Origin of the sequence: Pseudoflavonifractor sp. MCC625 (genome assembly GCF_018784545.1) — a bacterium.
GTDB lineage: Bacteria > Bacillota > Clostridia > Oscillospirales > Oscillospiraceae > Pseudoflavonifractor_A > Pseudoflavonifractor_A gallinarum.
Genome location: NZ_WQOJ01000014.1, coordinates 96,015 through 119,959 on the forward strand (window position 1 = coordinate 96,015; position 23,945 = coordinate 119,959).

Annotated in this window: 22 protein-coding genes; 10 read left to right on the forward strand and 12 right to left on the reverse strand. The window is 61.4% G+C overall.

Annotated features, from left to right (window positions below; genetic code table 11):
* The first annotated feature begins 219 nt into the window (after positions 1-219).
* The 4 genes from dnaJ (at position 220) to rpiB (ending at position 4,754) form a co-directional block, all read left to right on the forward strand.
* A complete protein-coding gene (gene dnaJ, locus GPK94_RS05155; protein ID WP_215654879.1) occupies positions 220-1,392 on the forward strand; it encodes a molecular chaperone DnaJ in 1,173 nt (390 codons plus the stop codon).
* Positions 1,393-1,475: 83 nt separating this feature from the next.
* Entirely contained in the window at positions 1,476-3,455 is a 1,980-nt protein-coding gene (locus GPK94_RS05160; RefSeq protein ID WP_215654886.1) for a phospholipid carrier-dependent glycosyltransferase, read from the forward strand.
* An 18-nt stretch (positions 3,456-3,473) separates the two neighbouring features.
* Positions 3,474-4,268, forward strand: coding sequence for a histidinol-phosphatase HisJ family protein (locus GPK94_RS05165; RefSeq protein WP_215654888.1), 795 nt, complete (start codon positions 3,474-3,476; stop codon positions 4,266-4,268).
* Between the two features lie 48 nt (positions 4,269-4,316).
* Positions 4,317-4,754: a ribose 5-phosphate isomerase B gene (gene rpiB / locus GPK94_RS05170; protein WP_193537126.1), complete on the forward strand. Its 438-nt coding sequence runs from the start codon at positions 4,317-4,319 to the stop codon at positions 4,752-4,754.
* A 69-nt stretch (positions 4,755-4,823) separates the two neighbouring features.
* On the opposite strand, the gene GPK94_RS05175 is transcribed toward rpiB, so the two are convergent.
* The 5 genes from GPK94_RS05175 to GPK94_RS05195 form a co-directional block, all read right to left on the reverse strand.
* Positions 4,824-5,159, reverse strand: a complete 336-nt coding sequence (locus tag GPK94_RS05175; protein ID WP_101691171.1) for a hypothetical protein — start codon at positions 5,157-5,159, stop codon at positions 4,824-4,826.
* A gap of 136 nt (positions 5,160-5,295) precedes the next feature.
* Positions 5,296-6,084 (reverse strand): amino acid ABC transporter ATP-binding protein, encoded by a 789-nt coding sequence (locus GPK94_RS05180; protein WP_252192520.1) that lies wholly within the window; start codon positions 6,082-6,084, stop codon positions 5,296-5,298.
* Positions 6,085-6,096: 12 nt separating this feature from the next.
* Positions 6,097-6,741, reverse strand: coding sequence for an amino acid ABC transporter permease (locus tag GPK94_RS05185; RefSeq protein ID WP_101691169.1), 645 nt, complete (start codon positions 6,739-6,741; stop codon positions 6,097-6,099).
* A 78-nt stretch (positions 6,742-6,819) separates the two neighbouring features.
* Positions 6,820-7,683, reverse strand: a complete 864-nt coding sequence (locus tag GPK94_RS05190; protein WP_101691168.1) for a transporter substrate-binding domain-containing protein — start codon at positions 7,681-7,683, stop codon at positions 6,820-6,822.
* A 173-nt stretch (positions 7,684-7,856) separates the two neighbouring features.
* Entirely contained in the window at positions 7,857-8,447 is a 591-nt protein-coding gene (locus GPK94_RS05195; RefSeq protein ID WP_215654890.1) for a molybdenum cofactor guanylyltransferase, read from the reverse strand.
* Positions 8,448-8,602: 155 nt separating this feature from the next.
* Between GPK94_RS05195 and GPK94_RS05200 the strand changes: the two genes are divergently transcribed.
* The 6 genes from GPK94_RS05200 to GPK94_RS05225 all read left to right on the forward strand — a co-directional run bounded on the left by GPK94_RS05200 (position 8,603) and on the right by GPK94_RS05225 (position 19,039).
* Entirely contained in the window at positions 8,603-9,733 is a 1,131-nt protein-coding gene (locus GPK94_RS05200) for a D-alanyl-D-alanine carboxypeptidase family protein (protein WP_195279424.1), read from the forward strand.
* 247 nt (positions 9,734-9,980) lie between these two features.
* Positions 9,981-12,035, forward strand: coding sequence for a 1,4-alpha-glucan branching protein GlgB (gene glgB, locus GPK94_RS05205; protein WP_346727993.1), 2,055 nt, complete (start codon positions 9,981-9,983; stop codon positions 12,033-12,035).
* Between the two features lie 128 nt (positions 12,036-12,163).
* Positions 12,164-13,381 carry a glucose-1-phosphate adenylyltransferase gene (locus GPK94_RS05210; protein WP_215654894.1) on the forward strand — a complete coding sequence of 406 codons (1,218 nt, stop codon included), beginning with the start codon at positions 12,164-12,166 and terminating at the stop codon, positions 13,379-13,381.
* A complete protein-coding gene (gene glgD / locus GPK94_RS05215; RefSeq protein ID WP_215654896.1) occupies positions 13,375-14,493 on the forward strand; it encodes a glucose-1-phosphate adenylyltransferase subunit GlgD in 1,119 nt (372 codons plus the stop codon). The genes GPK94_RS05210 and glgD overlap by 7 nt, the downstream gene beginning before the upstream one ends.
* 177 nt (positions 14,494-14,670) lie before the next feature.
* A complete protein-coding gene (gene glgA / locus GPK94_RS05220; protein ID WP_215654898.1) occupies positions 14,671-16,419 on the forward strand; it encodes a glycogen synthase GlgA in 1,749 nt (582 codons plus the stop codon).
* Positions 16,420-16,594: 175 nt separating this feature from the next.
* On the forward strand, positions 16,595-19,039 hold the full coding sequence (locus tag GPK94_RS05225; protein WP_215654900.1) for a glycogen/starch/alpha-glucan phosphorylase: 2,445 nt from the start codon (positions 16,595-16,597) through the stop codon (positions 19,037-19,039).
* Positions 19,040-19,120: 81 nt separating this feature from the next.
* Here the strand turns inward: GPK94_RS05225 and GPK94_RS05230 are convergent, their stop codons facing one another.
* The 7 genes from GPK94_RS05230 to GPK94_RS05260 all read right to left on the reverse strand — a co-directional run bounded on the left by GPK94_RS05230 (position 19,121) and on the right by GPK94_RS05260 (position 23,926).
* The gene (locus GPK94_RS05230) at positions 19,121-19,765 is read right to left on the reverse strand and encodes an ABC-2 transporter permease (RefSeq protein WP_101691160.1); all 645 of its coding nucleotides are present in this window, start codon (positions 19,763-19,765) and stop codon (positions 19,121-19,123) included.
* Positions 19,762-20,628: an ABC transporter ATP-binding protein gene (locus tag GPK94_RS05235; RefSeq protein WP_215654902.1), complete on the reverse strand. Its 867-nt coding sequence runs from the start codon at positions 20,626-20,628 to the stop codon at positions 19,762-19,764. Before GPK94_RS05235 ends, GPK94_RS05230 begins: the two co-directional genes overlap by 4 nt.
* Positions 20,628-21,008, reverse strand: a complete 381-nt coding sequence (locus GPK94_RS05240; protein ID WP_193537139.1) for a GntR family transcriptional regulator — start codon at positions 21,006-21,008, stop codon at positions 20,628-20,630. Before GPK94_RS05240 ends, GPK94_RS05235 begins: the two co-directional genes overlap by 1 nt.
* 124 nt (positions 21,009-21,132) lie before the next feature.
* Positions 21,133-21,750: a single-stranded DNA-binding protein gene (locus tag GPK94_RS05245; protein WP_235964234.1), complete on the reverse strand. Its 618-nt coding sequence runs from the start codon at positions 21,748-21,750 to the stop codon at positions 21,133-21,135.
* A 112-nt stretch (positions 21,751-21,862) separates the two neighbouring features.
* The gene (locus GPK94_RS05250) at positions 21,863-22,099 is read right to left on the reverse strand and encodes a hypothetical protein (protein WP_101691156.1); all 237 of its coding nucleotides are present in this window, start codon (positions 22,097-22,099) and stop codon (positions 21,863-21,865) included.
* Positions 22,100-22,215: 116 nt separating this feature from the next.
* Positions 22,216-23,010, reverse strand: a complete 795-nt coding sequence (locus GPK94_RS05255; RefSeq protein ID WP_186963314.1) for an ABC transporter ATP-binding protein — start codon at positions 23,008-23,010, stop codon at positions 22,216-22,218.
* Positions 23,003-23,926: an ABC transporter permease gene (locus tag GPK94_RS05260; RefSeq protein WP_328821042.1), complete on the reverse strand. Its 924-nt coding sequence runs from the start codon at positions 23,924-23,926 to the stop codon at positions 23,003-23,005. Before GPK94_RS05260 ends, GPK94_RS05255 begins: the two co-directional genes overlap by 8 nt.
* Positions 23,927-23,945: the final 19 nt, after the last annotated feature.

Genomic DNA, 23,945 nt, shown 5'->3' on the forward strand with positions numbered 1-23,945 from the left:
CGTGACACAGAAGCGCTCCGGGGCCGGAGCAGGCGCACAGCAAACCGCCTCCGGCGATTCAAAGAAACATCAGCTCTGTGGTGGGACGGATGAATTTCATCCGTCCCACTCGGGGCGTTTTGGCGGGCGTACCAGATACGTCCCTGCAACGGGAAATGCAGCGTAGGGGCGCGCTTTGCGCCCGCCGTTCCATACTCCCTCAATTTAAGAGGTGATCATATGCCTGAACAGAAACGAGATTTTTACGAGGTCCTGGGGGTCAGCAAGAGCGCCAGCGACGATGAGCTGAAAAAGGCCTACCGCAAGCTGGCCAAGCAGTACCACCCCGACCTCAACCCCGGCGATAAGGAGGCCGAGGCCAAGTTCAAGGAGGTCAACGAGGCCTACGAGGTCCTCTCCGACAAGGAGAAACGTGCCCGTTACGACCAGTTCGGCCACGCCGGTGTTGACCCCAACTATAACCCCGGCGGCGGTTTCGGCGGCTTCGGCGGCGCCGATTTCGGCGACATCGACCTGGGTGATATTTTCGGATCCTTCTTCGGAGGCGGATTCGGCGGCGGCTTTGGCGGGGGCGGCGGTGCCCGGCGCAACGGCCCCATGAAGGGCGATACCCTCCGTGCTTCCGTCACCATCACCTTTGAAGAGGCCGCCTTTGGCTGCGAAAAGGAGATCAACCTGACTCGCAGCGAACAGTGTGACGTGTGTAAGGGCACCGGCTGCGCCCCCGGCACGACAGCCGAGATCTGCCCCGACTGTCACGGCTCGGGTACCATCCGCATCCAGCGGGGCGGCGGCGCGTTCTCCTTTGCCACCACCACCAGCTGCCCCAAGTGCGGCGGCACCGGTAAGCTCATCCATACCCCCTGTAAGACCTGTAACGGCGCCGGCTCGGTTCGGAAGAACCGGAAGATCACCGTCAAGATCCCCGCCGGCATCGACAACGGTCAGGCCATCTCCCTGCGGGGACAGGGCGGCGCGGGCAAGAACGGCGGTCCGGCCGGCGATCTGATCATCAGCATCACCGTGCGTCCCCATCCCCAGTTCAAGCGGGACGGCATGAATGTCTACCTGGATCAGAAGGTCTCCTTCCTCCAGGCCACCCTGGGCGCGGAGCTGGAGATCCCCACCATCGACGGAAAGGTCAAGTGGAACCTGCCCGAGGGCACCCAGCCGGGCGCCACGTTCCGCCTCAAGGGCAAGGGCATCCCCTCCGTCAACGGACGGGGCCGGGGCGACCAGTACGTCACCGTCTCGGTGGATGTCCCCCGCGGGCTCACCCACGAGCAGAAGGAGGCCCTGCGCCACTTCGGCCGCGCCATTGGCGAGCTGCCCGACGCGGAGGAGGAAGAGGGGCTCAAAGGATTCTTTGACAAAATGAAGAAAAAGAAATAAAATAAGGGATGGACAATGTCCATCCCTTATTTTGTTATCTGACCTTATGCTATTTCTTGAATCCAACTTCCGGGAGGTCTTTCATGGATATCCTGCTCCAGGCCATCCGGCCTACGCTGATTTTTCCCATCCTTCTGCTCGCCGCCCTCTTTCTCCTGTTTGGCTCTTACTGGCGCTGGATCCTCTCTCCCCATAACCTGCATGACCGGATCCGCCGTCAAACCGGAGAGGTCCTCCCCTCCCCCGCCAAACCCCGCTTTTCCTTTGCGGGACGCTGTCACCCACTGGAGCGGCGGGACGGCCTGCTCATCCTGCTCCTGACGCTGGTCTATGCCGCCACCGCCTTTTTTCAGCTGGGCTCCTTTACCAATCCCCAGTCTTTTCACAATTTTACCGAGACACAGACGGTGGAGGTGGAATTCTCCCAGCCCTTCCAGCTCACCCGGCTGATGTATTATCCGGGTCTCGGCACCGGAGACTACAATGTGGAGATCTCCGCCGATGGCTCCCACTGGTCCACCCTCTGGGCCCGGGAGAACGAGGAGGGGACCGTCACCGGCTACTACTGGGCCGACGCGGAGGGCTACGAGCCCAGCTATGCCATGCCCCAGCACTACGCCGACCTCTTCAAGTGGCTTGAAATCACGCCCGAGAATACGCTGGAGGTCCGCTTCCTGCGCATCACCGCCAAATCCACCAAGAGCCCCATCGAACTGGGGGAGCTGGCTCTCTATGACACTTCGGGAAATCTGGTGTGCCCCGACCAGCCGGGGGAGGCCTCCGCCCTCTTTGACGAGGGAGACACCGTCCCGGAATCCCCCTCCTGGTATAACTCCACCTACTTTGACGAGATCTACCATGCCCGCACCGCCTACGAGCACATCCGTGGGATCTACCCCTATGAGATCTCCCATCCCCCGCTGGGCAAGCTCATCCTGGGCATCGGTATCCGTCTCTTTGGTATGACTCCCTTTGGCTGGCGCTTTATGGGCACGCTCTTCGGTGTGCTCATGCTTCCTCTGCTCTATGCCTTCCTCAAAAATCTCTTTGGGAAGACGCCGGTGGCCTTCTGCGGGACGGCTCTCTTTGCCTTTGATTTCATGCATCTCACCCAGACCCGCATCGCCACCATCGACACCTACGGGGTGTTCTTCATCCTGGCCATGTACTACTTCATGTACCGGTATCTCACCCTCCCGGCGGGCACCCCGTTCCGGAAGGGCGCGCCCTGGCTGTTCCTCTCCGGCCTTTTCTGGGGGATCGGTGCGGCCAGCAAGTGGACCGTCATCTATGGCGGCGTGGGACTGGCTCTGCTCTATTTCCTGGGCCTGTGGTTCAAGCTGCGGGACTGGCCCAAAGTGGAGGAGGGGGAAACTCCCCCGGTATTCCGGAATCTCTGGCTGATCCAGACACTGGCCTTTTCCGTGCTGTGCTTCGTGGTGATCCCCGCCTGCATCTATACCCTCTCCTACTGGCCCTACGCTGCCGCCAAAGGGGATACCAGCCTGGGCAACCTCATCCATGAGATGTGGAAAAATCAGGAGTATATGCTCACCTACCACCAGGGCGTCCACGACACCCACCCCTACTCCTCCCGCTGGTATCAGTGGATCGTGGACGGACGGCCCATCCTCTACTATCTGGACTACACCTCCGTACCGGGGAGCAAGTCGGCCTTTGCCGCCTTCTCCAACCCGGTGGTCTGCTGGGGCGGACTGCTGGCCGTTGTGAGCCTCATCGTCCACTGCATCCGGCGCCGCTGCGGGAAGGCCCTTTTCATCGTGGTGGCCTACTTCTCCCAGCTGGCCCCCTGGTTCTTCATTGGACGGACCACCTTCGAGTATCACTACTTCCCCTCCATCCTCTTCCTCTGCTTTGCCCTGGCCTATGTGTACAACGATCTCTTCGAGATGGGTCTGCCCTGGATGCGCAAAAGCGTCTATGCCCTGACCGGGACCGCGGTGGCCCTGTATGCCGCCTTCTACCCGGTGCTCATCGGTCTGATGGTCCCCCGGTGGTATACCTCAAACCTTCTCCAGTGGCTTCCCTCCTGGCCAATCTGACAAATTGGAGCGTGCTGTATGTATTTCATCGACTATCACACCCACACCATACTCTCCCCCGACGGGCATGTCCCTCTGGCTGAAATGGCCCGGGCCGCGGAGAAGGCCGGACTCTCCGAGCTGTGCGTCACCGACCACTATGACCGCATTCTGGAGCACGGCGGCTTCGCCCCCGATTATGACTGGTCCCCTGCCCTGGAGCAGTTCCGGACGACGGCGCCCGCCTTTGAGGGGAGACTCCAGCTCCGGTTTGGCATCGAGTACGGCAGTGCCCCCTTTGATCCCGACTACGCCCGGCGTATGCTCGCCCTGCCCGAGCTGGACTTTGTGATCGGTTCGCTCCACAATCTCTCTCCCGAGCTGGGCGGAGAGGACTTCTTCTACTTCTCCTATGACTCGGAGGAGACCTGCCGCCGGGTACTGGACGACTATTTCGCCTCCATGCTCCGCCTGGTGGAGCTGCCGGAGACCTATGATATCCTGGGACACATCATCTATCCCCTGCGTTATATGCCCCAGGAAATCTCCCTGGACCCCTGGTGGGACAGCATCGACACCGTGCTGCGCCGGGTGGTAGAGACCGGACGCGGCATCGAGCTGAACACCTATTGCGGCAAGACCGTGGAGCCCTGGCGCCCCATTCTGGAGCGCTATCGCGCCCTGGGTGGTGAGCTCATCACCGTGGGCTCCGACGCCCACTTCCCCGAGCGGGTGGGCCTGGGCATCCCTGCCGCCTACGACCTGCTGAAGGCGACCGGATTCCGCTATGTGACCACCTACCACCGTCACAATCCCGTTCCCAAGCCGCTGTAAGGGCGGATCTGGATAGATGGACTGAATTGATTTGAGGAGGATATGAACATGAAAGTTTCTCTGGGCTGCGACCACGGCGGATTTGCCATGAAGGAGCATGTGAAGGGCTGGCTGGAGTCCCACGGCTACGAGGTGCAGGACTGCGGCTGCTACTCCACCGAGAGTGTGGATTACCCGGTCTACGGCCGGGCGGCCGCCGAGGCGGTGGCCTCCGGCGCCTGTGAGCGGGGCATTGTGGTGTGCACCACCGGTATCGGCATCTCCATTGCCGCCAACAAGGTCAAGGGCATCCGCTGCGCCCTGTGCTCCGAGCCTCTCTCCGCCGAGATGACCCGCCGCCACAACAACGCCAACATGCTGGCCATGGGCGGCGGCATGATCGGGGCCAACATGGCCGACCGCATCGTGGAGACCTTCCTGACCACCGAGTTCGAGGGCGGCCGCCATGAGCGCCGGGTCAACCTGATCTCCGACATCGAGGGCTGAGCGGGATCATCTCTCCCCTGAGGCAACAAAAAAGCAGACACGCACCGGTTTTGTGCGTGTCTGCTTTTTTTATTCCTGCTCTTCGGCCGCCTGGGCCGCCTGTTTGCGCTCCAGCGCCGCCGCGCGCATCGCCAGGGTCTCCTCCAGCGTGCGGGGCGGCCGGGCGTTGATCTGTTCCGCCCACGCGATGCCCCAGGCCCGCAGTTCTTCCAGCCCCTGGGCTGTCATGGGGAAATACCGCTTCTCCTCCACCGTGCTGAAGGCATAGCCCCAGGGGCCCTCCCACACCTCGGCGGCCAGATTCTCCTCCTCAGGCGTCACCTGATAGCGCATCCGGCCGGCGCTGGCCGTCCAGAAATTCTCATTTTGAAAATGGGATAAAACCGGCAGAAAAAATGCTTCCATGTGTTGCGTTCTCCTCGTCTTGACAAATCTCTCGGTGTTATTATAGCACACCGCGCCCACCCTGAACAGGTACGCTTCGGGAATCTGCACACTGCAAGAAAACGCCCCCGGAAACCTTTGTTTCCGGGGGCTGTTCTTATGCCTTTTGTGCGTAGCGGGCCAGGAACTGCCGGGTCCGTTCCTGGGTGGGCTGTTCGATGACCTGTCGGGCCGGGCCCTGCTCCACGATGACGCCGCCGTCCATAAAGATGACCTGGTCGGCCACATCCCGGGCAAAAGCCATCTCATGGGTGACGATGACCATGGTGGTCTTTTTGTCGGCCAGGGAGCGGATCACCTTGAGTACCTCGCCGGTGAGCTCCGGGTCCAGCGCGGAGGTGGGCTCGTCAAAACAGAGGATGTCCGGATGCAGCGCCAGCGCCCGGGCGATGGCCACCCGCTGCTGCTGTCCGCCCGAGAGCTGATGGGGATAGTGCTCGGCCCGGTCGGCCAGCCCCATCTGATCCAGCAGGGCCAGGGCCTCTTTTCGGATCTCGGCCAGGATCTCCTTCCGGTTGGCCTTGTAGTCGCTCCGCTCCTGGGCCAGCAGCTCCTTAGCCAGCATCACGTTCTTCAGGGCCGTATACTGGGGAAAGAGGTTGAAGGACTGGAACACCAGACCGAAGTGGAGGCGCTTTTTGCGCACCTCGGCCTCCCGCTGGGTGCTGGGATCGGCCGCATCGAAGAGCACCTCGTCCCGTACCCGGATGGTCCCTACGTCGGGGGTTTCCAGAAAATTGAGGCACCGCAGCAGTGTGGTCTTGCCGGAGCCGGAGGAGCCGATGATGGCCAGAGCCTGTCCCTCCTCCAGGGAGAAGCTGATCCTCTTCAGGACCGAGGTTTTTCCGAACTTCTTCTGGATGTTTTCTACCTGCAAAATCGCCATATCTTCTACTCCTTACACCCGAAAATAGTCCAGCTTTTTCTCGGTCCGGCTGAGCAGCAGCGTCACCACACCGTTGAATACCAGGAAGAAAAGTCCCGCATAGAACAGGGGCCAGATCATGCCCTTGTTGCCAAAGTCCTTGGCCAGCTTGATGATCTCTCCCACCATAATGAAGTTGGACAGGGAGGTATCCTTGACCAGGGTAATGATCTCATTGCCCATGGGCGGGACGATGCGCTTGACCACCTGGAGCAGCGTCACCTGGAAAAAGATCTGCCGCCGGGTCATGCCCAAAACCTGTCCGGCCTCCTGCTGTCCCCGGGGCACGCCCTGGATACCGCCCCGGAAGATCTCGGAGAAATAGGCGGCATAGTTGAGCACGAAGGCCACCGACGCCGCCGTCATGCGCGGGAGAATATGTCCCGGACTGAGGATGCCCGGCAGATAGTACACCACCGCCAGCTGAAGCATCAGAGGGGTGGAGCGCATGATGTACACATAGAGCCGGACCAGCCAGCTCAGCGGCTTGAACTTGCTCATCGTGCCGAAGGATACCACCAGTCCCAGGGGCAGCGACAAGACCAGCGTAATGACAAAGAGCTGGATGTTGAGCATAAAGCCCTTCATCATGGTGATTGTAACCGTTTCAAATGACATATTCTCTCTCCTATGCCGGAAGCGGACAAGGGGCAGGGGCTGCCCCCTGCCTCTTCTGTCCTCCGCTTGATGACGTGATTATTTCTGATTGGCCAGCAGCAGCTCGCTCAGCTCATATTTCTCCGCCAGCGTGCCCAGGGTGCCGTCTTCCACCAGCTCCTGCATGGCCTGATTCACCTTCTCGGTGACATCGGATCCCTTCCGGAAGCCGATGCCGTACTCCTCCACCGACAGCTCCAGATCGGGGATGACCATCAGGTCGGAGTAATCACCCACACCGGCCAGGGCGTTGGCCAGAACAAAGTCCATGACCGCCGCGTCGGCCGCGCCGCTCTTGACCTCCAGCAGCGCATCGGTCTGCTTGACCACCGAGGTGTAGGTGGCCTGGCTGAGGAACTCGTCATTCTGCACCGTGCTCTCGCCCGCGGAGCCCGCCTCCGCGTCCACCTTAGCGCCGGCCAGAGACTCGGTGGAGGTGTACTTCTCCGCGTCGGCCGCACGGATCACCAGCACCTGGTAGTTCTTGATGTAGGGATCCGAGATGGAGATGGCCTCCTGCAGCTCAGGCGTGATGGTCATGCCGTTCCAGATACAGTCGATGTTCTTGGACTCCAGCTCCAGCAGCTTGGCGTCCCAGTTGATCTCTACAAATTCCGGCTCCACGCCCAGCTTCTCGCACACGGCGGTGGCAAACTCGGTCTCAAATCCGGTGAGCTCGCCGTCCTCTCCTATGTAGTTCATGGGCTCAAAGAGGGTGTAGCCGATCTTCAGCTTGCCGTTGCCCTCCACATAGGCCCAGTCGCTGTCCGCGCTCTGGGCAGGGGTGCCCTCGGGGGTGCCGCTTCCGGCCGGAGCAGGGCTGGAGGCGGTGCCGCCGGAGCAGGCGGTCAGGGACAGGCCCAGGGCAGCGGCCAGAGCCAGCGCAGAGAGTTTCCGTTTCATATCTAAATTCCTCCCATTGTCGTTCTTTCGCGGACAGTGTCCGGGGTGTCGCCCTATTGCTTTAGTATATTACCACAATAAAGTGCTCTTGTGAAGGGGGTAATGCAAAAAATTTTTGCCGCCCCCTCTACCTAGGACGATCCCCGGTTTCCCCGCCGCCGGAACGGACCTGCTCACGGCTCCAGCAGCGGACGGGCCCGCTCCCACTCCTCGGGGGAATTGGCGTTAAAGAGGCTGCGCTCCAGATCAAAGGCCGCAAGCTCCTCTTCTCCGATCTGCTCCACCGCTACAAAGGGAAAGAGCCCCTGAACGAAGGAGCGCCGCCCCTCCTCCAGACTGCGGGTAATGACCGGCAGACAGCTTTTGCGGTAGAGGGCAAAGAGGGGCTCCGGCCGCCCGTCCCCTCTGCGGATGGTGCACACGTCCGCCTGTCCCATCCGCTCCGCCATCCAGCGGGCCAGGGCGGCATCTCCAAAGGGCATGTCCACTGCCGTGAGAAAGACCGCGTCGGTCTCCAGCTCCGCCAGTGCGGCCTCCAGGCCGGCCATGGGTCCCGCGCCCGGATGCCGGTCCAAGAGGGCCGGCACCTCCGCCGGAAGGGTGCGCCCTCCCTCTCCCACCGAGACGGCCACGGCGTCGAATACCCCCGTCCAGCGGTTGATCATCCGCTCCAGCAGGGTACTCTCCCCCACCGGGAGTTCCCCCTTGTCCCGTCCCATCCGGCGGGATTTTCCGCCGGTCAAAATCACCGTTGTAATGTGCATATGGACCTTCCTCCTGTCCGGTGTAAACCGGTTTTCATTGTATCAGCTCTCTTTCCCACTGACAAGTTTTTCCGGCGGCATAGAACGGACAAATCTTCCATATCCTGTTCTTACAGAAACCTGCGCATGATCGCTTTGATACGGGAGGTACTGTCATGAAACAACTGGCCGCGGCCCTGCTGGCCGCTTCTCTGCTCCTCTGCCCCGCCGGGGCGGTCTCCAGCGCGCCGCAGGCGGAGGCAAGCGCCGCTGTCCTGATGGAGAAGGAGACCGGGACCCTTCTCTATGAACAAAATGCCCACGACAAGCTGGAACCGGCCAGCGTCACCAAGGTCATGACCCTGCTCCTGGTGGTGGAGGCCATTGACGACGGCCGCCTGGGCCTGGACGACCTGGTGACGGTGTCGGCCCACGCCGCCTCCATGGGCGGCTCCCAGGTCTATCTGAAGGAAAACGAGCAGATGACGGTACAGGACCTGCTCAAGGCGGTGACTGTGGTCTCGGGAAACGACGCGGCGGTGGCCCTGGCCGAGCACCTCGCAGGCAGTGAGGAGGCCTTTGTGGCCGATATGAACGAGCGGGCCGCCGAGCTGGGCATGGCGGACACCACCTTTCTCAACTGCACCGGCCTGCCCGCCGCCGGGCATCTGACCAGCGCCTACGATATCGCCCTCATGTCCCGGGCCCTGATCGGACATCCTATGATCCGGGAGTATTCCACCATCTGGATGGACTCCATCCGCAACGGGGCCTTCCAGCTCTCCAACACCAACAAGCTCATCCGCTTCTATCCCGGGGCCACTGGACTCAAAACCGGCTCCACCGACTCGGCGGGTTACTGTCTCTCTGCCACGGCGGAGCGGGATGGCATGGAGCTCATCGCCGTGATCCTGCATTCCCCCACCTCGGCCCAGCGCTTTGACAGCGCCAAGCGTCTGCTGGACTTCGGCTTTGCCAACTATACCCTGGCCGACATCCGCCCCAACCAGGCCCTTCCCCCGGTGGATGTGATCCTGGGCCGGAAGGAGCAGGTCCAGCCGGAGCTCTCCGCCTCCAGCCGGCTTTTGGTGGAAAAGGACCAGATCAACCAGCTCTCTACCCAGCTGGAGCTCTGCCAGGATGTGGAGGCCCCCGTGGAGAAGGGCCAGATCCTGGGCCACCTGGTGGTGACCGTAGGCGGGGAGGAGCGGGAGCGCATCCCCATCGTCGCCTGCGAGGCCGTGGAACGCGTCACCGTGCCCGGCATTTTCCTGGATTTTCTCCAGCGCCTGTTCCTGGCTGCCTGACCTTTTTCAGGGAGAGAACCATTCTTTTGGTTCTCTCCCCCTTTTTCTGTATTTTTCTTCCATATCTTGCGTTATGATGTGTTTTACGAAATAGCGCGGCACAGAGCCTTGACGTATTCCATATTATGTTGTATAATTTCTACAAATAAGTATCCGCTTTTTTGGATCCTTATTATCATCTATGCCAAGAGAAGGTTCTTTTTTCCCTTTACTTTTGGGCGTTTTTCGTACGAAGGAGAGTATGCCTATGAATCAGGTCACCAGCTATGCACCCGCTCTGGATGCGTTTTCAAAAGGTCAGGCCGTCCGTGCGCAGGAGTATCTGGGATCTCACGCACAGGTACAGGACGGGCAGGAGGGGTATGTCTTCCGTGTGTGGGCCCCCAATGCCAAGGCAGTATGCGTCATGGGAGATTTCAACGACTGGGATGAGTCCGATCACCCCCTCGCTCCCATCGGCGGCGGCGTGTGGGAGGGATTTGTCCCTGGCCTTCAGCGCTACGACTCCTATAAATATGCCATTCACACACAGGACGGCCGTGTCCTGGCCAAGGCCGATCCCTATGCCTTCCACGCCGAGACCCGCCCCGGCACCGCCTCCAAGATCTATGAGCTGGGCGGCTATGTCTGGGGCGATCAGGCCTGGCTGGAGTGGCGGAAAGCCAATCCCATCTATCACAAGCCCCTCAACATCTATGAAATGCACCTGGGCTCCTGGCGGCGCACCGGGGAGGACACCTTCCTCAGCTACCGGGATATTGCCCGCTATCTGGTCCCCTACGTCAAAGAGATGGGCTTCACCCATGTGGAGCTCATGCCCGTGAGCGAATATCCGCTGGACGACTCCTGGGGGTATCAGTGCACCGGATACTTTGCCGCCACCAGCCGGTACGGCACGCCGGACGACTTCATGTATCTGGTGGATCAGCTCCACCAGGCCGGCATCGGCGTCATTCTGGACTGGGTGCCCGCCCATTTCCCCAAGGACGCCTTCGGCCTGTACGAATTTGACGGCGGCCCCTGCTACGAGTACGCCGATCCCCGCAAGGGCGAGCACGCCGACTGGGGCACCCGCGTCTTTGACTACGGGCGCAACGAGGTCCGCTCCTTCCTCTACTCCTCGGCCCTGTTCTGGCTGGAGCAGTTCCACATCGACGGCCTGCGGGTGGACGCGGTGGCCTCCATGCTCTACCTGGACTACGGCCGGCAGGATGGACAGTGGTGCCCCAACCTCTTCGGCGGGCACGAGAATCTGGAGGCCGTGGATTTCCTCCAGCAGCTCAATACCCACATCTTCCAGGCTCACCCGGACGTGCTCATGATCGCGGAGGAGTCCACCGCCTGGCCCCGGGTCTCCCACCCGGTGGAGCAGGGCGGCCTGGAAGGCGGTCTGGGCTTCAACCTCAAGTGGAATATGGGCTGGATGAACGATCTGTGCCACTATATGAAGCTGGACCCCTACTTCCGGCAGTTCAATCACCGGGATATCACCTTCTCCCTGATGTACGCCTTCTCGGAGAACTTCGTGCTCCCCCTCTCCCACGACGAGGTGGTGCACATGAAGGGCTCCCTCATCAACAAGATGCCGGGCACCGATGAGGAGAAGTTCGCCGGTGTGCGGGCCTTCTACACCTATATGCTCACCCATCCGGGGAAAAAGCTTCTCTTCATGGGCGCGGAATTCGGACAGTTCAACGAGTGGCATTTTGAGCACTCTCTGGACTGGCACCTTCTGGAGCAGGAGCGCCATCAGCAGCTCCAGGGCTTCTTCCAGTCCGCCAACCAGTTCTATCTGGCCCACCCCGAGCTGTGGGAGCTGGACTTCTCCTGGGAGGGATTCCAGTGGATCTGTGCCGATGATAACCAGGGCAACTGCGCCGCCTTCCTGCGGAAGGACAAGAATGGACACTTCCTGCTCACCCTGTGCAACTTCTCCCCCGTCCACCGAGCGGGCTACCGTCTGGGCGTCCCCTGCCCGGGCCGGTACGAGGTGGCCTTCAACACAGACGATCCCGCCTTCGGCGGAAACGGACTGGGCGATCTGGAGCCCCTCAAGTCGGAGTACATCCCCTGTCACGGGCTGGAGCAGTCCATCTCGGTGGACCTTCCCCCCATGGGCGCAGTGATCCTGCGCTGCACCAAGAAATTCCCGCCCCGCCGCAAAAAGGCGGAGCTTTCGCCAGCCGCGAAGCCGGCGTCCAAGCGCACGAGCCGCAAAAAGGCCCCTGCCGCGGAGGAGTCCTCCGCCCAGGAGACCAAGCGTCCCGCCCGCAAGCCCCGCGCTTCCAAATCGGGCAGTTAAACCATCTACATACGCAGAGAGGAGCTGGGAATCCAACATTGCCTGTCATTGCGCTCCGGACTTCGTTCCGCTCCGGAGCCGATGTGGAGAGGGACATTTGAAAAGCAATCGCTAGAGGTGAACGTGTTATGAAAAAGGAATGTGTCGCCATGCTTTTGGCTGGCGGACAGGGAAGCCGTCTCCATGCCCTGACCAGCCACGTGGCCAAACCCGCCGTTCCGTTCGGCGGAAAATATCGCATCATCGACTTCCCGCTGTCCAACTGTATCAACTCCGGCATTGACACGGTGGGCGTGCTCACCCAATACCGTCCGCTGGAGCTCAACGCATATCTGGGCAACGGCCAGGCCTGGGACCTGGACCGCTCCGACGGGGGCGTCCACATCCTCCCCCCCTACATGCGCGAGGGGGAAAAGGGCACCTGGTACAAGGGCACCGCCAACGCCATCTATCAGAATATGGGCTTTATCGAGCTCTATGATCCGGAGTATGTGCTCATCCTCTCGGGTGACCACATCTACAAGATGGACTACTCCAAGATGCTGGCCCACCACAAGGCCAGCGGCGCGGCCTGCACCATCTCGGTGCTGGAGGTCACGCTGGAGGAGGCCACCCGCTTCGGCATCATGAATGTGGACGACTCCGACCAGATCTATGAATTTGAGGAGAAGCCCAAGCACCCCAAGAGCAATCTGGCCTCTATGGGCATCTACATCTTCACCTGGTCCAAGCTCAAGGAGTATCTGATGGCGGACGAGGCCGACGAGAAGAGCTCCAATGACTTCGGCAAGAACATCATTCCCTCCATGCTGGCCCACCAGGAAAAGCTGATGGCCTACCGCTTCCGGGGCTACTGGAAGGACGTGGGCACCATCGACTCCCTGTGGGACGCCAATATGGACATGCTCTCCCCGGAGAACGGCATCGATCTCTACGATACCGAGTGGCCCATCTACGCCCGCACCCCCACCAAGCCCCCCCTCTATACCGGTCCCAACGCCAAGGTGTCCCACTCCATGGTCACGGGCGGCTGTGAGGTCTACGGCACGGTGGAGAACTCGGTGCTCTTCCACTCGGTGCAGGTGGAAGAGGGCGCCCGGGTGGCCTACTCCATCCTCATGCCCGGCACGGTCGTGAAGGCCGGGGCCGTGGTGGAATACGCCATCATTGCGGAAAATACCGTCATCGGGGAGCAGGCCCATGTGGGTACGTCCCCGGACGACCAGAACGATTCGGAATGGGGCATCGCCGTTGTGGCGCAGAACCTCAAAGTTGGCCGGGGCGCCGTCGTACCCGCCAAGGCCATGATTACCCGCAATGTGAAAGGAGACGATAAGAAATGCTGAATAAACTCCACGGCATCATTTTTGCCTATCGCTCCAATCCCAGCCTGCGGGAATTGAGCCAGCATCGCAACACCTGTTCCATCCCCTACGGCGGCCGTTACCGGGTAGTGGACTTCATGCTCTCCAACTTCGTCAACGCCGGGGTCTCCGATGTGGGCCTCATCACCCACGCCAACTACCAGTCCCTGCTGGACCATGTGAGCTCCGGTAAGGACTGGGACCTGGCCCGCAAGCACGGCGGTCTGCGCATCCTGCCCCCCTTTGGCTATGCCGATAAGCGGGGCGACGGGAATTACCACGGCCGGATGGACGCTCTGGCCGGCGTGTACTCCTACCTCCAGAAGATCCGGCAGGACTACGTGGTCCTGGCCGGTGGCGACGTGGCGGTCAACCTGCCCCTCGCGGAGATCTTCCAGTCCCATCTGGACAGCGGCGCCGACATGACGGCCGTGTGCACCTCCAAGCTCAACAGTGACCCCCGCGGCTGCGACTACTTCACCACTGACGAAAACGGCTTTGTCACCGACGTGGCCGTCAACCCCACCACGGCTGCCGGTCTGGAGTCCCTGGAGGTCTACATCCTCTCCAAGGAGCTGCTCCTCTCCCTGGTAGACCACTGCTCTACCCACAACATCTCCTCCTTCAGCGACGGTGTTCTGGTGTCGGCGGTGCATAATCTGAAGATCCACGCCTACCAGTTTGACGGCTATGCCGCCCGCCTTCAGTCGGTGGCCGGCTATTTTGCCCGCAGCATGGAGCTGCTGGACCCCGCGGTCCGCGCACAGCTCTTTGCACCCGAACGTCCCATCAAGACCAAGGACCAGTCCAACCCCTCCACCTACTACGGCCCCGGCGCCAAGAGCATCAACTCTCTGGTGGCCGATGGCTGCATCATCGAGGGCGAGGTGGAAAACTGCATCCTCTTCCGCGGCGTGCATGTCCAGAAGGGTGCCCGTGTTTCCAACTGTGTGCTCATGCAGGGCACCGTCGTTCAGTCGGATGCCGTGCTCAAATATGTGATCACAGATAAGAATGTCCGGGTGAATCCGGGGCGGATGCTGATGGGTCATTCCAGCTATCCTTTAGCCATCGCCAAGAACGAAATCGTATGATCCTTTGACATTTTCCCCTGTGAGAGCCAAGAGACGAAGCTGTTTTTTCAACACTTCGTCTCTCGCTCTGACTGGAACTTTCTGCTATACTGGACATAACAGCAGTCTCCACCCATTGTGAAATTCCCATTGTTCCGAATGGGCAGTTGAACTGTGTGAAAGGAGTCTTTGCCCCATATGAACATTCTCTTTGCTTCCTCTGAGGTCGCCCCTTTTATTAAAACAGGCGGCCTGGCCGATGTGGCGGGCAGTCTTCCCAAGGCGCTGGCCGCGGCCGGCCATGATGTGCGCGTCATCCTCCCCCTCTACGAGGGAATCGGCCAGGAGTGGCGCGACCAGATGACCTATCTCTTCAATTTCCACGTGATCCTGGCCTGGCGCACGCCCTATTGCGGCATCTTTGAGCTCAAGCGGGACGGCGTGACCTATTATTTCGTGGATAACGAGTACTACTTCAAGCGCTCCGGCCTCTACGGCCACTATGACGACGCCGAGCGTTTCGCCTTCTTCTCCCGTGCCGTGGTGGAGACCCCCGCCCACCTGGACTGGCACCCCGATGTGATCCATGCCAATGACTGGCAGACCGCCCTGGCTCCCATCTATCTGCTGGAGGAGCGCACCCGTGTGCCCCAGCTCTATGGGACCAAGTCTGTCTTTACCATCCACAACATCGAGTACCAGGGCCGCTACGGCAAGGAGCTGCTGGAGGATCTGTTCGGTCTCAACTCCGGCTACTTCCACGAGCATATGCTGGCCTACCATGGGGACGTGAACCTGATGAAGGGGGCCATCTACGCCTCCGACTATGTCACCACCGTCTCCCCCTCCTATGCCGGCGAGCTCCAGTATCCCTTCTACGCCCACGGTCTGGAGGGCGTCATTGCCGACAACCGCCACAAGCTGCGCGGTATCCTGAATGGCATTGACACCGCGCTGTACGATCCCGCCCACGATCACGGCCTGGCCGCCAACTTCTCGCCCGACGACCTCTCCGGCAAGGCCGCCTGTAAGGCCGCCCTCCAGCAGGCCGTCGGCCTGCGGCAGGACCCCAATATCCCCATCATCGCCTGCATCTCCCGCCTGGTCAAGCACAAGGGCTTTGAGCTGGTGGCCTCCGCCATCCACGACATCATGGCCATGGATGTGCAGATGGTGGTCCTGGGCACCGGCGACTGGAATTTTGAGGAGGCCTTCCGCCACGCGCAGGCCCAGTATCCCGGCCGTTTCTCGGCCAACATCCTCTACTCGGGCGCCCTCTCCACCGCCATCTATGGCGGCGCGGACCTCTTCCTCATGCCCAGCATCGCCGAGCCCTGCGGCCTGTCTCAGATGATCGCCATGCGCTACGGCACCCTGCCCGTGGTCCGGGAGACCGGCGGCCTGCGGGATTCCGTGCGTCCCAACGGCACCGAGCACGCCAATGGCTTTACCTTCGCCGACATCAACGCCCACGATATGACCTGGGTGCTGGGTGAAGCGGTCAATCTCTACTACAACGGCAAGGAGGCATGGCAGGCCCTCCAGCGCAATGCCATGACCGCCGACTTCTCCTGGAACCAGTCCGCCCAGGACTACCTCCAGGTCTACTACTGGGTCACGGGCTTTACCAATCCCGCCGAGCAGGAGGAGCCGGTCCCTTTTGAGGAGGAGCCTGCGGCTGAACCCGCTCCCGCCGCTGAGGAGCCCGTGGCTGAGCCCGCTCCCGCCGCCGAGGAGCCTGTAGCCGAGCCTGCTCCCGCCGCTGAGGAGCCTGTGGCTGAGCCCGCTCCCGCCGCCGAGGAGCCCGTGGCCGAGCCTGCTCCCGCCGCCGAGGAGCCCGTGGCCGAGCCTGCTCCCGCCAAAAAAACTCCGGCCCGCCGCAGCACGAAAAAGACCGGCGGCAGCAAGAAGAGCCGTGCCGCCCGGAAGGCCGCAAAATCCGAATAACGTCCCTTCGTATTCACTGATCCCCTTACCGCTCCGCCGGTATTCCAGCGGAACGGCTAAGGTCACAGACCCGTCGACCGGCATATGATACCCTGTAAGCCTGCGGGCCCGGATTCCCTGGCCCGCAGGCTTTTGCCGTCTTCCGGGAACGCTGAGATTTTGGAGGAAACATTCCATGCACACTTATACCAAAAAAGAGCTGATGGCTCTCATCACCGGTAAGCTCCGCCGCAACTTCGGCCGGGACGTGGATGAGGCCACCAGCCTGCACATGTTCAAGGCCTGCGCTCTGGTCCTGCGTGATATCATGTCCGAGCGTCAGATGCAGACCCAGGACCGGACCACCCGCAGTCACGCCCGCCAGGTCCATTACCTCTCCCTGGAATTTCTGATGGGCCGTTCCCTGATGAAGAACGCCTATAACCTGGGCGTGCTGGAGCCTTTGAAGGAGGCCATCGAGGGCCTGGGCTTCTCCGCTCCGGAGCTCTTTGAGTCTGAGCCGGACGCCGGCCTGGGCAACGGCGGTCTGGGCCGTCTGGCCGCCTGCTACCTGGACTCCATGACCACCCTGGATATTCCCGCCACCGGCTATTCCATCTGCTATGAGCTGGGCATCTTCAAGCAGAAGATCGTGGACGGCCAGCAGGTGGAGCTGCCCGACAACTGGCTGGGTCTGGGCGACGCCTGGCTCATCCCCAAGATGGACGAGGTGGAAGAGGTGCGCTTCGGCGGCCGCGTGGAGGACGTGTGGGATGAGCACGGACACCACTCCATCCGCCACACCGGCTATGACTCAGTCCTGGCCGTGCCCAAGGACATGGAGATTGCAGGCTACGGCACGGAACATGGCAATGTGCTCCGCCTGTGGGACTCCAAGAGCCCCCAGCCGGTGGATATGTCCCTCTTCTCCCGGGGCGAGTACCTCAAGGCAGTGGAGCGTCAGGCCCTGGCCGAGTCCATCTCCAAGATTCTCTATCCCGAGGACAATCACTACGAGGGCAAATCTCTGCGTCTCAAGCAGCAGTATTTCTTTGTCTCTGCCACCATCCAGTCCATCGTGCGCAAGCACCGGGCCGAGTACGGCACCCTGCGCAACTTCCATCTGAAGCACGTCATTCAGATCAACGACACCCACCCCACCCTGGTCATCCCCGAGCTCATGCGCATCCTGCTGGACGAGGAGGGCTACGGCTGGGATGAGGCCTGGAATATCGTCACCCACACGGTGGCCTATACCAACCACACCGTTCTGGCCGAGGCGCTGGAGCGCTGGCCCCAGCAGCTGGTCATCGACCTGCTGCCCCGAATCTGGCAGATCATCGTGGAGATCAGCAACCGCTATCAGGCCGAGCTGACCACCTACTTCCACGGGGATATGTCCAAGGTGGAGCGCATGGCCATCATCTGGGGCGGAGATGTCCGCATGGCCAACCTGTGCATCTGCGCCTGCTTTGCCGTCAACGGCGTGTCCGCCCTCCACTCGGATATCCTCAAGCGGGAGGTCTTCCACGACGCCTATCTGCGCACCCCCGGCAAATTCAAGAATGTCACCAACGGCATCGACCACCGCCGCTGGCTCAGCGAGTGCAACCCCCAGCTGGACGCCCTCATCAAGGAGTGCTGCGGCGGGGACCGCTATCTTCTGGATCCCGACGCCCTCTCCGGCCTGGAGAAGTACAAGGACGACAGCGCCGTGCTGGAGCGCCTGGACGCCATCAAGCAGGCCAACAAGAAGGCCTTTGCCTCCTATGTGGCCCGGGAGAGCGGCATCATCCTCAACACCGACGCTGTCTTTGACGTACAGGTCAAGCGCCTGCACGAGTATAAGCGCCAGCTCCTCAACGTGCTGCACATCATCTATGAGTACCAGCACCTGAAGGAAGATCCCAATTTCATGATCGTCCCCAAGGTCTACCTCTTCGGCGCCAAGGCGGCCCCCGGCTACTATGTGGCCAAGCGGATCATCCACCTCATCAACTCCCTGGCCGCCACCATCAACGCCGATCCCATCTGCAAGGATAAGCTCCAGGTGGTCTTTTTGGAGAACTACCGGGTCTCTCTGGCCGAGAAGCTCATGCCCGCCAGCGAGCTGAGCGAGCAGATCTCCACCGCCGGCAAGGAGGCCAGCGGCACCGGCAACATGAAGTTCATGATGAACGGCGCCGTGACCATCGGTACCCTGGATGGCGCCAACGTGGAGATGCACCAGGTCCTGGGGGATGAGAACATCTTCCTCTTCGGTCTCAAGGCCCACGAGGTCAGCGAGCTCAAGGCCAAGGGCTACCACTCCTACGAGTACTATATGCACAACAATGACCTGCGCGCTGTGGTGGATGCTCTGGCCCAGGGCTTCCAGGATGGCGTGAGCTACAACGACCTGGCAAAGCGCCTGCTCTTCGGAGACGGCTGCCCGGCCGACGAGTATCTGCTCCTGGCCGACTTTGACAGCTACCGCAACGCCCAGAAGAAGGCGGCCGACACCTATCTGGACCGCAAGAAGTGGAACCAGATGTCCCTGATGAACGTGGCCCGCTCCGGCATCTTTGCCGCCGACCGCTCCATCCGGGATTACGCCCGGGACATCTGGGATGTCCCCGTGCGGGATCTGGGCAAGCTGTAAGCCCGCAAAAGAAAAACAAATAAACAGAAACAGCCCGGAATGCAAACGCATTCCGGGCTGTCTTCCTGTTAAAGCGTCGTATTACCACTCTTTTTGGGCATAGATGCGCTGCGAGATGCGGCAGGAGATGAAGTAGGCCGCCACGGTCACCAGAATCAGGCCCACCGCCAAGGCGGCTGCGCTCTCCTGGAGGCGCTCCTCCGCGCCGATGGCCGGGAACAGGAAGCCCGCGCTCCCCACAATGGCCACAAAGGCCACCACAAAAACCAGCGTCATCAGGGTGCGCCCCCGCTCCACGCCGAACCGGTAGCACAGCGGAAGGGTGATGCTGGCCATCAGCAGGCTCACCAACCCGGTTGTCACCGTGGCGGCCACCATCTCGAGCGGATCGTCGCTCAGCAGGCCAAACGCATGAATGAGCAGGCACAGCGCGCCGCAGATCAGCACGCTCCCGAGGGCGATGACCGCCGTATAGACATAGCGCCCCCGCACCGCGTTCCTGGCACCGCCGGGCAGGGTGCAGGCATAGCTGTCCCACCGGGAGACCTGATCGAAGGCCATGGCCGAGAGGGGGCACATCAGGGTCACCAGCACCACAAAGCCCGAGAGGATGTAGGACTCCCACACACCGGCGGCGCTGATGGCCCCATAGACCAGAAGAATCACGCCGTAGGTCCGCATCTGCTTGCGCATCAGGAGAAAATCTTTCCGCACATAACCCATCATGCTCTGTCACCTCGCACCGTAAATACCATCAAATCCTCCAGGCTCACCGGGTCCACCGCCAGCTCAGGGTAGCGGCGGCGGAACTCCCGTTTGTCCCGCACCAGCGCCTCGCACTGGAAGGCGCTCTCCCGCCGGCCCACCAGGAAGGCGGGGTCCACCCGGTCCATCTCTCCCCGGGTACAGACCAGACGGCCATACTCGTCCAGAAGCTCATCCTTGGCCCCCTGGAGCACCAGTTTTCCCCGGTGCAGGTATGCCACATAGTCCGCCGCCTTCTCCAGATCGCTGGTGATGTGGCTGGAGAGCAGCACGGCATGGGACTCATCGGAGACGAAATCCAGAAAGAGCTCCAGGATCCTGTCCCGCACCACCGGGTCCAGCCCGCTGGTGGCCTCGTCCAGCAGAAGCACGCGCGGATTGCGGGCCAGCGCCGCGGCAATGGAGAGCTTCATCTTCATGCCCCGGGAAAATTCCTTCACCAGCTTTTTCTCGGGCAGCTCAAACTCCCCCAGCAGGCTGCGGAACCGCTTGCTGTCCCATCCGGGGCAGGCGCCGGAGAGGATGGTCTCCACCATGCGGGGCGTGAGGAGCTCATGGAACGGACACTCGTCCAGTACCACCGTCACCTGCTCCTTGACCGCCCGCTCCTCCTTCCGGTTGTCCATCCCAAAGATCCGGATCTCCCCGGCGTCCCGCCGGACCAGATTCAGGATGCACTTGATGGTAGTGGACTTTCCCGCGCCGTTCTCCCCGATGAGGCCCAGGATGGTCCCTCCCGGCACCGCCAGGGTCACATCGTCCAGCCGGAAGCTGCCGTAATCCTTGGTCAGATGTTCGATCTCAATGGCATTCTCGTAGTTCATCAGGCTTCCTCCCCTTCGTACAGAATGGTCAGTGTCTGCATCAGCTCTTCCAGCGTGATGCCCCCGGTCCGCGCCACTTCCACCGCCGCGCCCAGGTGTTCTTCCGCCCGGCGCAGGGCATCCTCCCGTACCAGCTCCAGATTGCGGGGGGCCACAAAGCAGCCCTTTCCGGGGACCGTGGTGAGAAATCCCTCCCGCTCCAGCTCCTCATAGGCCCGCTTGGTGGTGATGACCGAGATCCGCAGCTCCCGGGCCAGCAGACGCATGGAGGGCAGCGCCTCCCCCTCCCGGAGCTCTCCCTTCAGGATCAGGCTCTTGATCTGGCGGGTGATCTGGTCATAGATCGGGACCTCTCCCGTATTGCGAATGATGATATCCATGGTGCACCTCTGTCATACTGTATATACTTGACATATACAGTATATATGCCATATACACAGTTGTCAAGTCCCAGCCGCAAAAAAAGCGCGCAGCCCCGAACGGGACTGCGCGCTGCTATGTATTCTATTCGATGGCTTCCACCGGCTCCAGCTGCATGACGGAGATTTCATAGGCGATGCGCTGGGTGGTCTCCCCCTGCTCCACTTTCGTATAGGTCCGGCTCTGGAAGCGCCCCTCCAGCCGGATGGCATCCCCCACGGACAGCTCCGCGCAGCGGCGGGCCAGCGCTCCCCAGGCGATACAGGGCAGATAGTCCGCCCGGCCGTAGCGCCGGTTGACGGCCAGCAGCAGATCGCAGATCTCCCGCCCCATGGGGGTGCGCCGAAAGACCGGCGGCTTGCAGATGGCCCCGGCCAGGACCAGATCGTTGCAGTGCTCTCCCACGCCCTCCCGCAGCTGCCGGGCGTACAGGGTAATGACCAGCCGGCTTCCCTTCCCGCTCTTGTTATTGAAGGAGCGGACCTCCCCCTCGATCTCCACCTCCTGCCCGGCCTGGACAGGATGCTGTTGGAGCAGTGCCCGGGAGACGATGACATTGACCCGGTCCTCCGCCCCGGAGAGCCTGCGTACCATCAGGGGAAAGGCCTCATACTCCATGCCGTGGTTGGTATGGGAATAGACGGGAGCCTCGGCTGCGGTCCCCCGCAGCAGGGCCTGATTTTCATTCCAGTTGATTTGCATGTCTGCCACACTCCTGCGTATAAATTCCAGGTTTTTACTCTGTGGCATCTATATGCGGCGGAGGCCCTCTCTATGACAGACGGTCCCTTCAAAAAGGCCTCCGCCGCCTCGGTCAGCCGCGGTCCCGGCCCTTCTTTTCACTCCGGCGTGCCTGCTGCCCGGCAGGCAGATGGACTCCGCCCACCGTTCCGGCACACTGGCCGTTGGCCGCCTGTACACCGGTGACCATCTCATCCTCTTCCATTCCGTCCGGACGACGGGCCATCAGGGCATTGGTCCGGTGCTGCACCTGCTGGAGCAGGGCCTCCTGCGGGTTGATCAGGACCCCATCGGCATTGACTTCGCTCATGAAAAACCACCTCCTTGTGGAGGTAGTATACCGCTCACCCCTTCGAATTATCCCTTAAAATAGAAAGACCCGCCGCAGAGCATTTCTCTGCGGCGGGTCGGTTTTATTCTGTTTGATCAGGAGAGCAGGGCGCGGTCACTGGAAAACTCCTCGCCGCTGGCCTTGGTGAACTGTTCCAGCAGGTCCTCCACCGTCAGGCGCTTCTTCTCCTCCCCGGAAATGTCCAGCACGATATGGCCGTCATACATCATCACCAGGCGGTTGCCGTGGGCGATGGCGTCCTTCATGTTGTGGGTGATCATCAGGGTGGTGAGGTTGTCCCGGTGAACGATCTTCTCAGTGGTATCCAGCACTTTGGCCGCCGTCTTGGGGTCCAGTGCAGCCGTGTGCTCATCCAGGAGCAGGAGCTTGGGGCGGACCAGACTGGCCATCAGCAGGGTCAGGGCCTGCCGCTGGCCGCCCGAGAGCAGACCCACCTTGGAGGTCAGACGGTCCTCCAGGCCCAGGTCCAGAATCTTAAGGAGCTCCCGGTACTCGGCGCGCTCCTTTCCGGTGATGCCGACCCGCAGGCCCCGGCGCTTGCCCCGCCGGGCCGCCAGAGCCAGGTTCTCCTCGATCTGCATGGTGGCCGCCGTTCCCATCATGGGGTCCTGGAACACCCGGCCGATGTAGGATGCCCGCTTGTGCTCGGGCAGGCGGGTCACATCCACCCCGTCAATGGTGATGGTGCCCTCATCCACCGGGAATACCCCGGCCACCGCGTTGAGCATGGTGGACTTACCGGCACCGTTTCCGCCGATGACCGTGACAAAATCCCCGTCGTTCAGGGTGAGGGTGAGGTGATTGAGGGCCCGCTTCTCATTGACGGTGCCCGCATTAAAGGTCTTACAGACCCCTTTGATCTCAAGCATGGCTGGCCGCTCCTTTCTTGGCGGATTTGGAGAAGTACTTCCCCTTCCAGTACGGGATGCTCAGGAAGAGGGCCACGATCAGGGCGGTGATGAGCTTCATGTCGTCCGTGTTCAGGCCCAGCCAGATGACCACATTGTACACCACATAGTAGAGCACCGAGCCGATGACCACGCTGAGCAGCAGCAGGGCGAAGTTGTGGAAGATCTTAGAGAAGAGCACCTCGCCGATGATGACGGCGGCCAGACCGATGACGATGGCGCCCCGGCCCATGTTCACGTCGGCGAAGCCCTGGTACTGGGCCAGCAGCGCCGAGGAGAGGGCCACCAGACCGTTGGAGAGCATCAGGCCCAGCACCTTGGCCACATTGGTGTTGATGCCCTGGGCCCGGGCCATGTTGGCGTTGGCACCCGTGGCCCGGAGAGAGCAGCCCAGCTCGGTGCCGAAGAACCAGTAGAGCAGGGCGATGATGACCGCCGCAAAGATCACCCCGATGAGGATGGGGTTTTCCAGGCTGAGGGATTTCACATTGCGGGAGGACACCAGCAGATCATAGTTCCGGAAGCTGATGGGCTGGTTGGCCTGTCCCATGATGCGCAGGTTGACCGAGTAGAGGGCCAGCTGGGTGAGGATGCCGGCCAGGATGGCAGGAATGCCGCACACGGTGTGGAAAAATCCCGTGGCCAGTCCGGCCAGCATACCGGCCAGGAAGGAGCCCAGCAGGGCCAGAGGCATGGGGACCCCCGCCATGGTGAGCATGATAAAGACGGCGCCGCCGGTGCACATGGTGCCGTCCACCGTCAGGTCGGCCACGTCCAGGATTTTATAGGTCAGATAGACGCCGATGGCCATGATGCCCCAGATGAGTCCCTGAGCGGCCGCTCCCGGCATCATATTGAATAAGGCTGTGATGTCCACAGATGATCTCCTCCTTAAA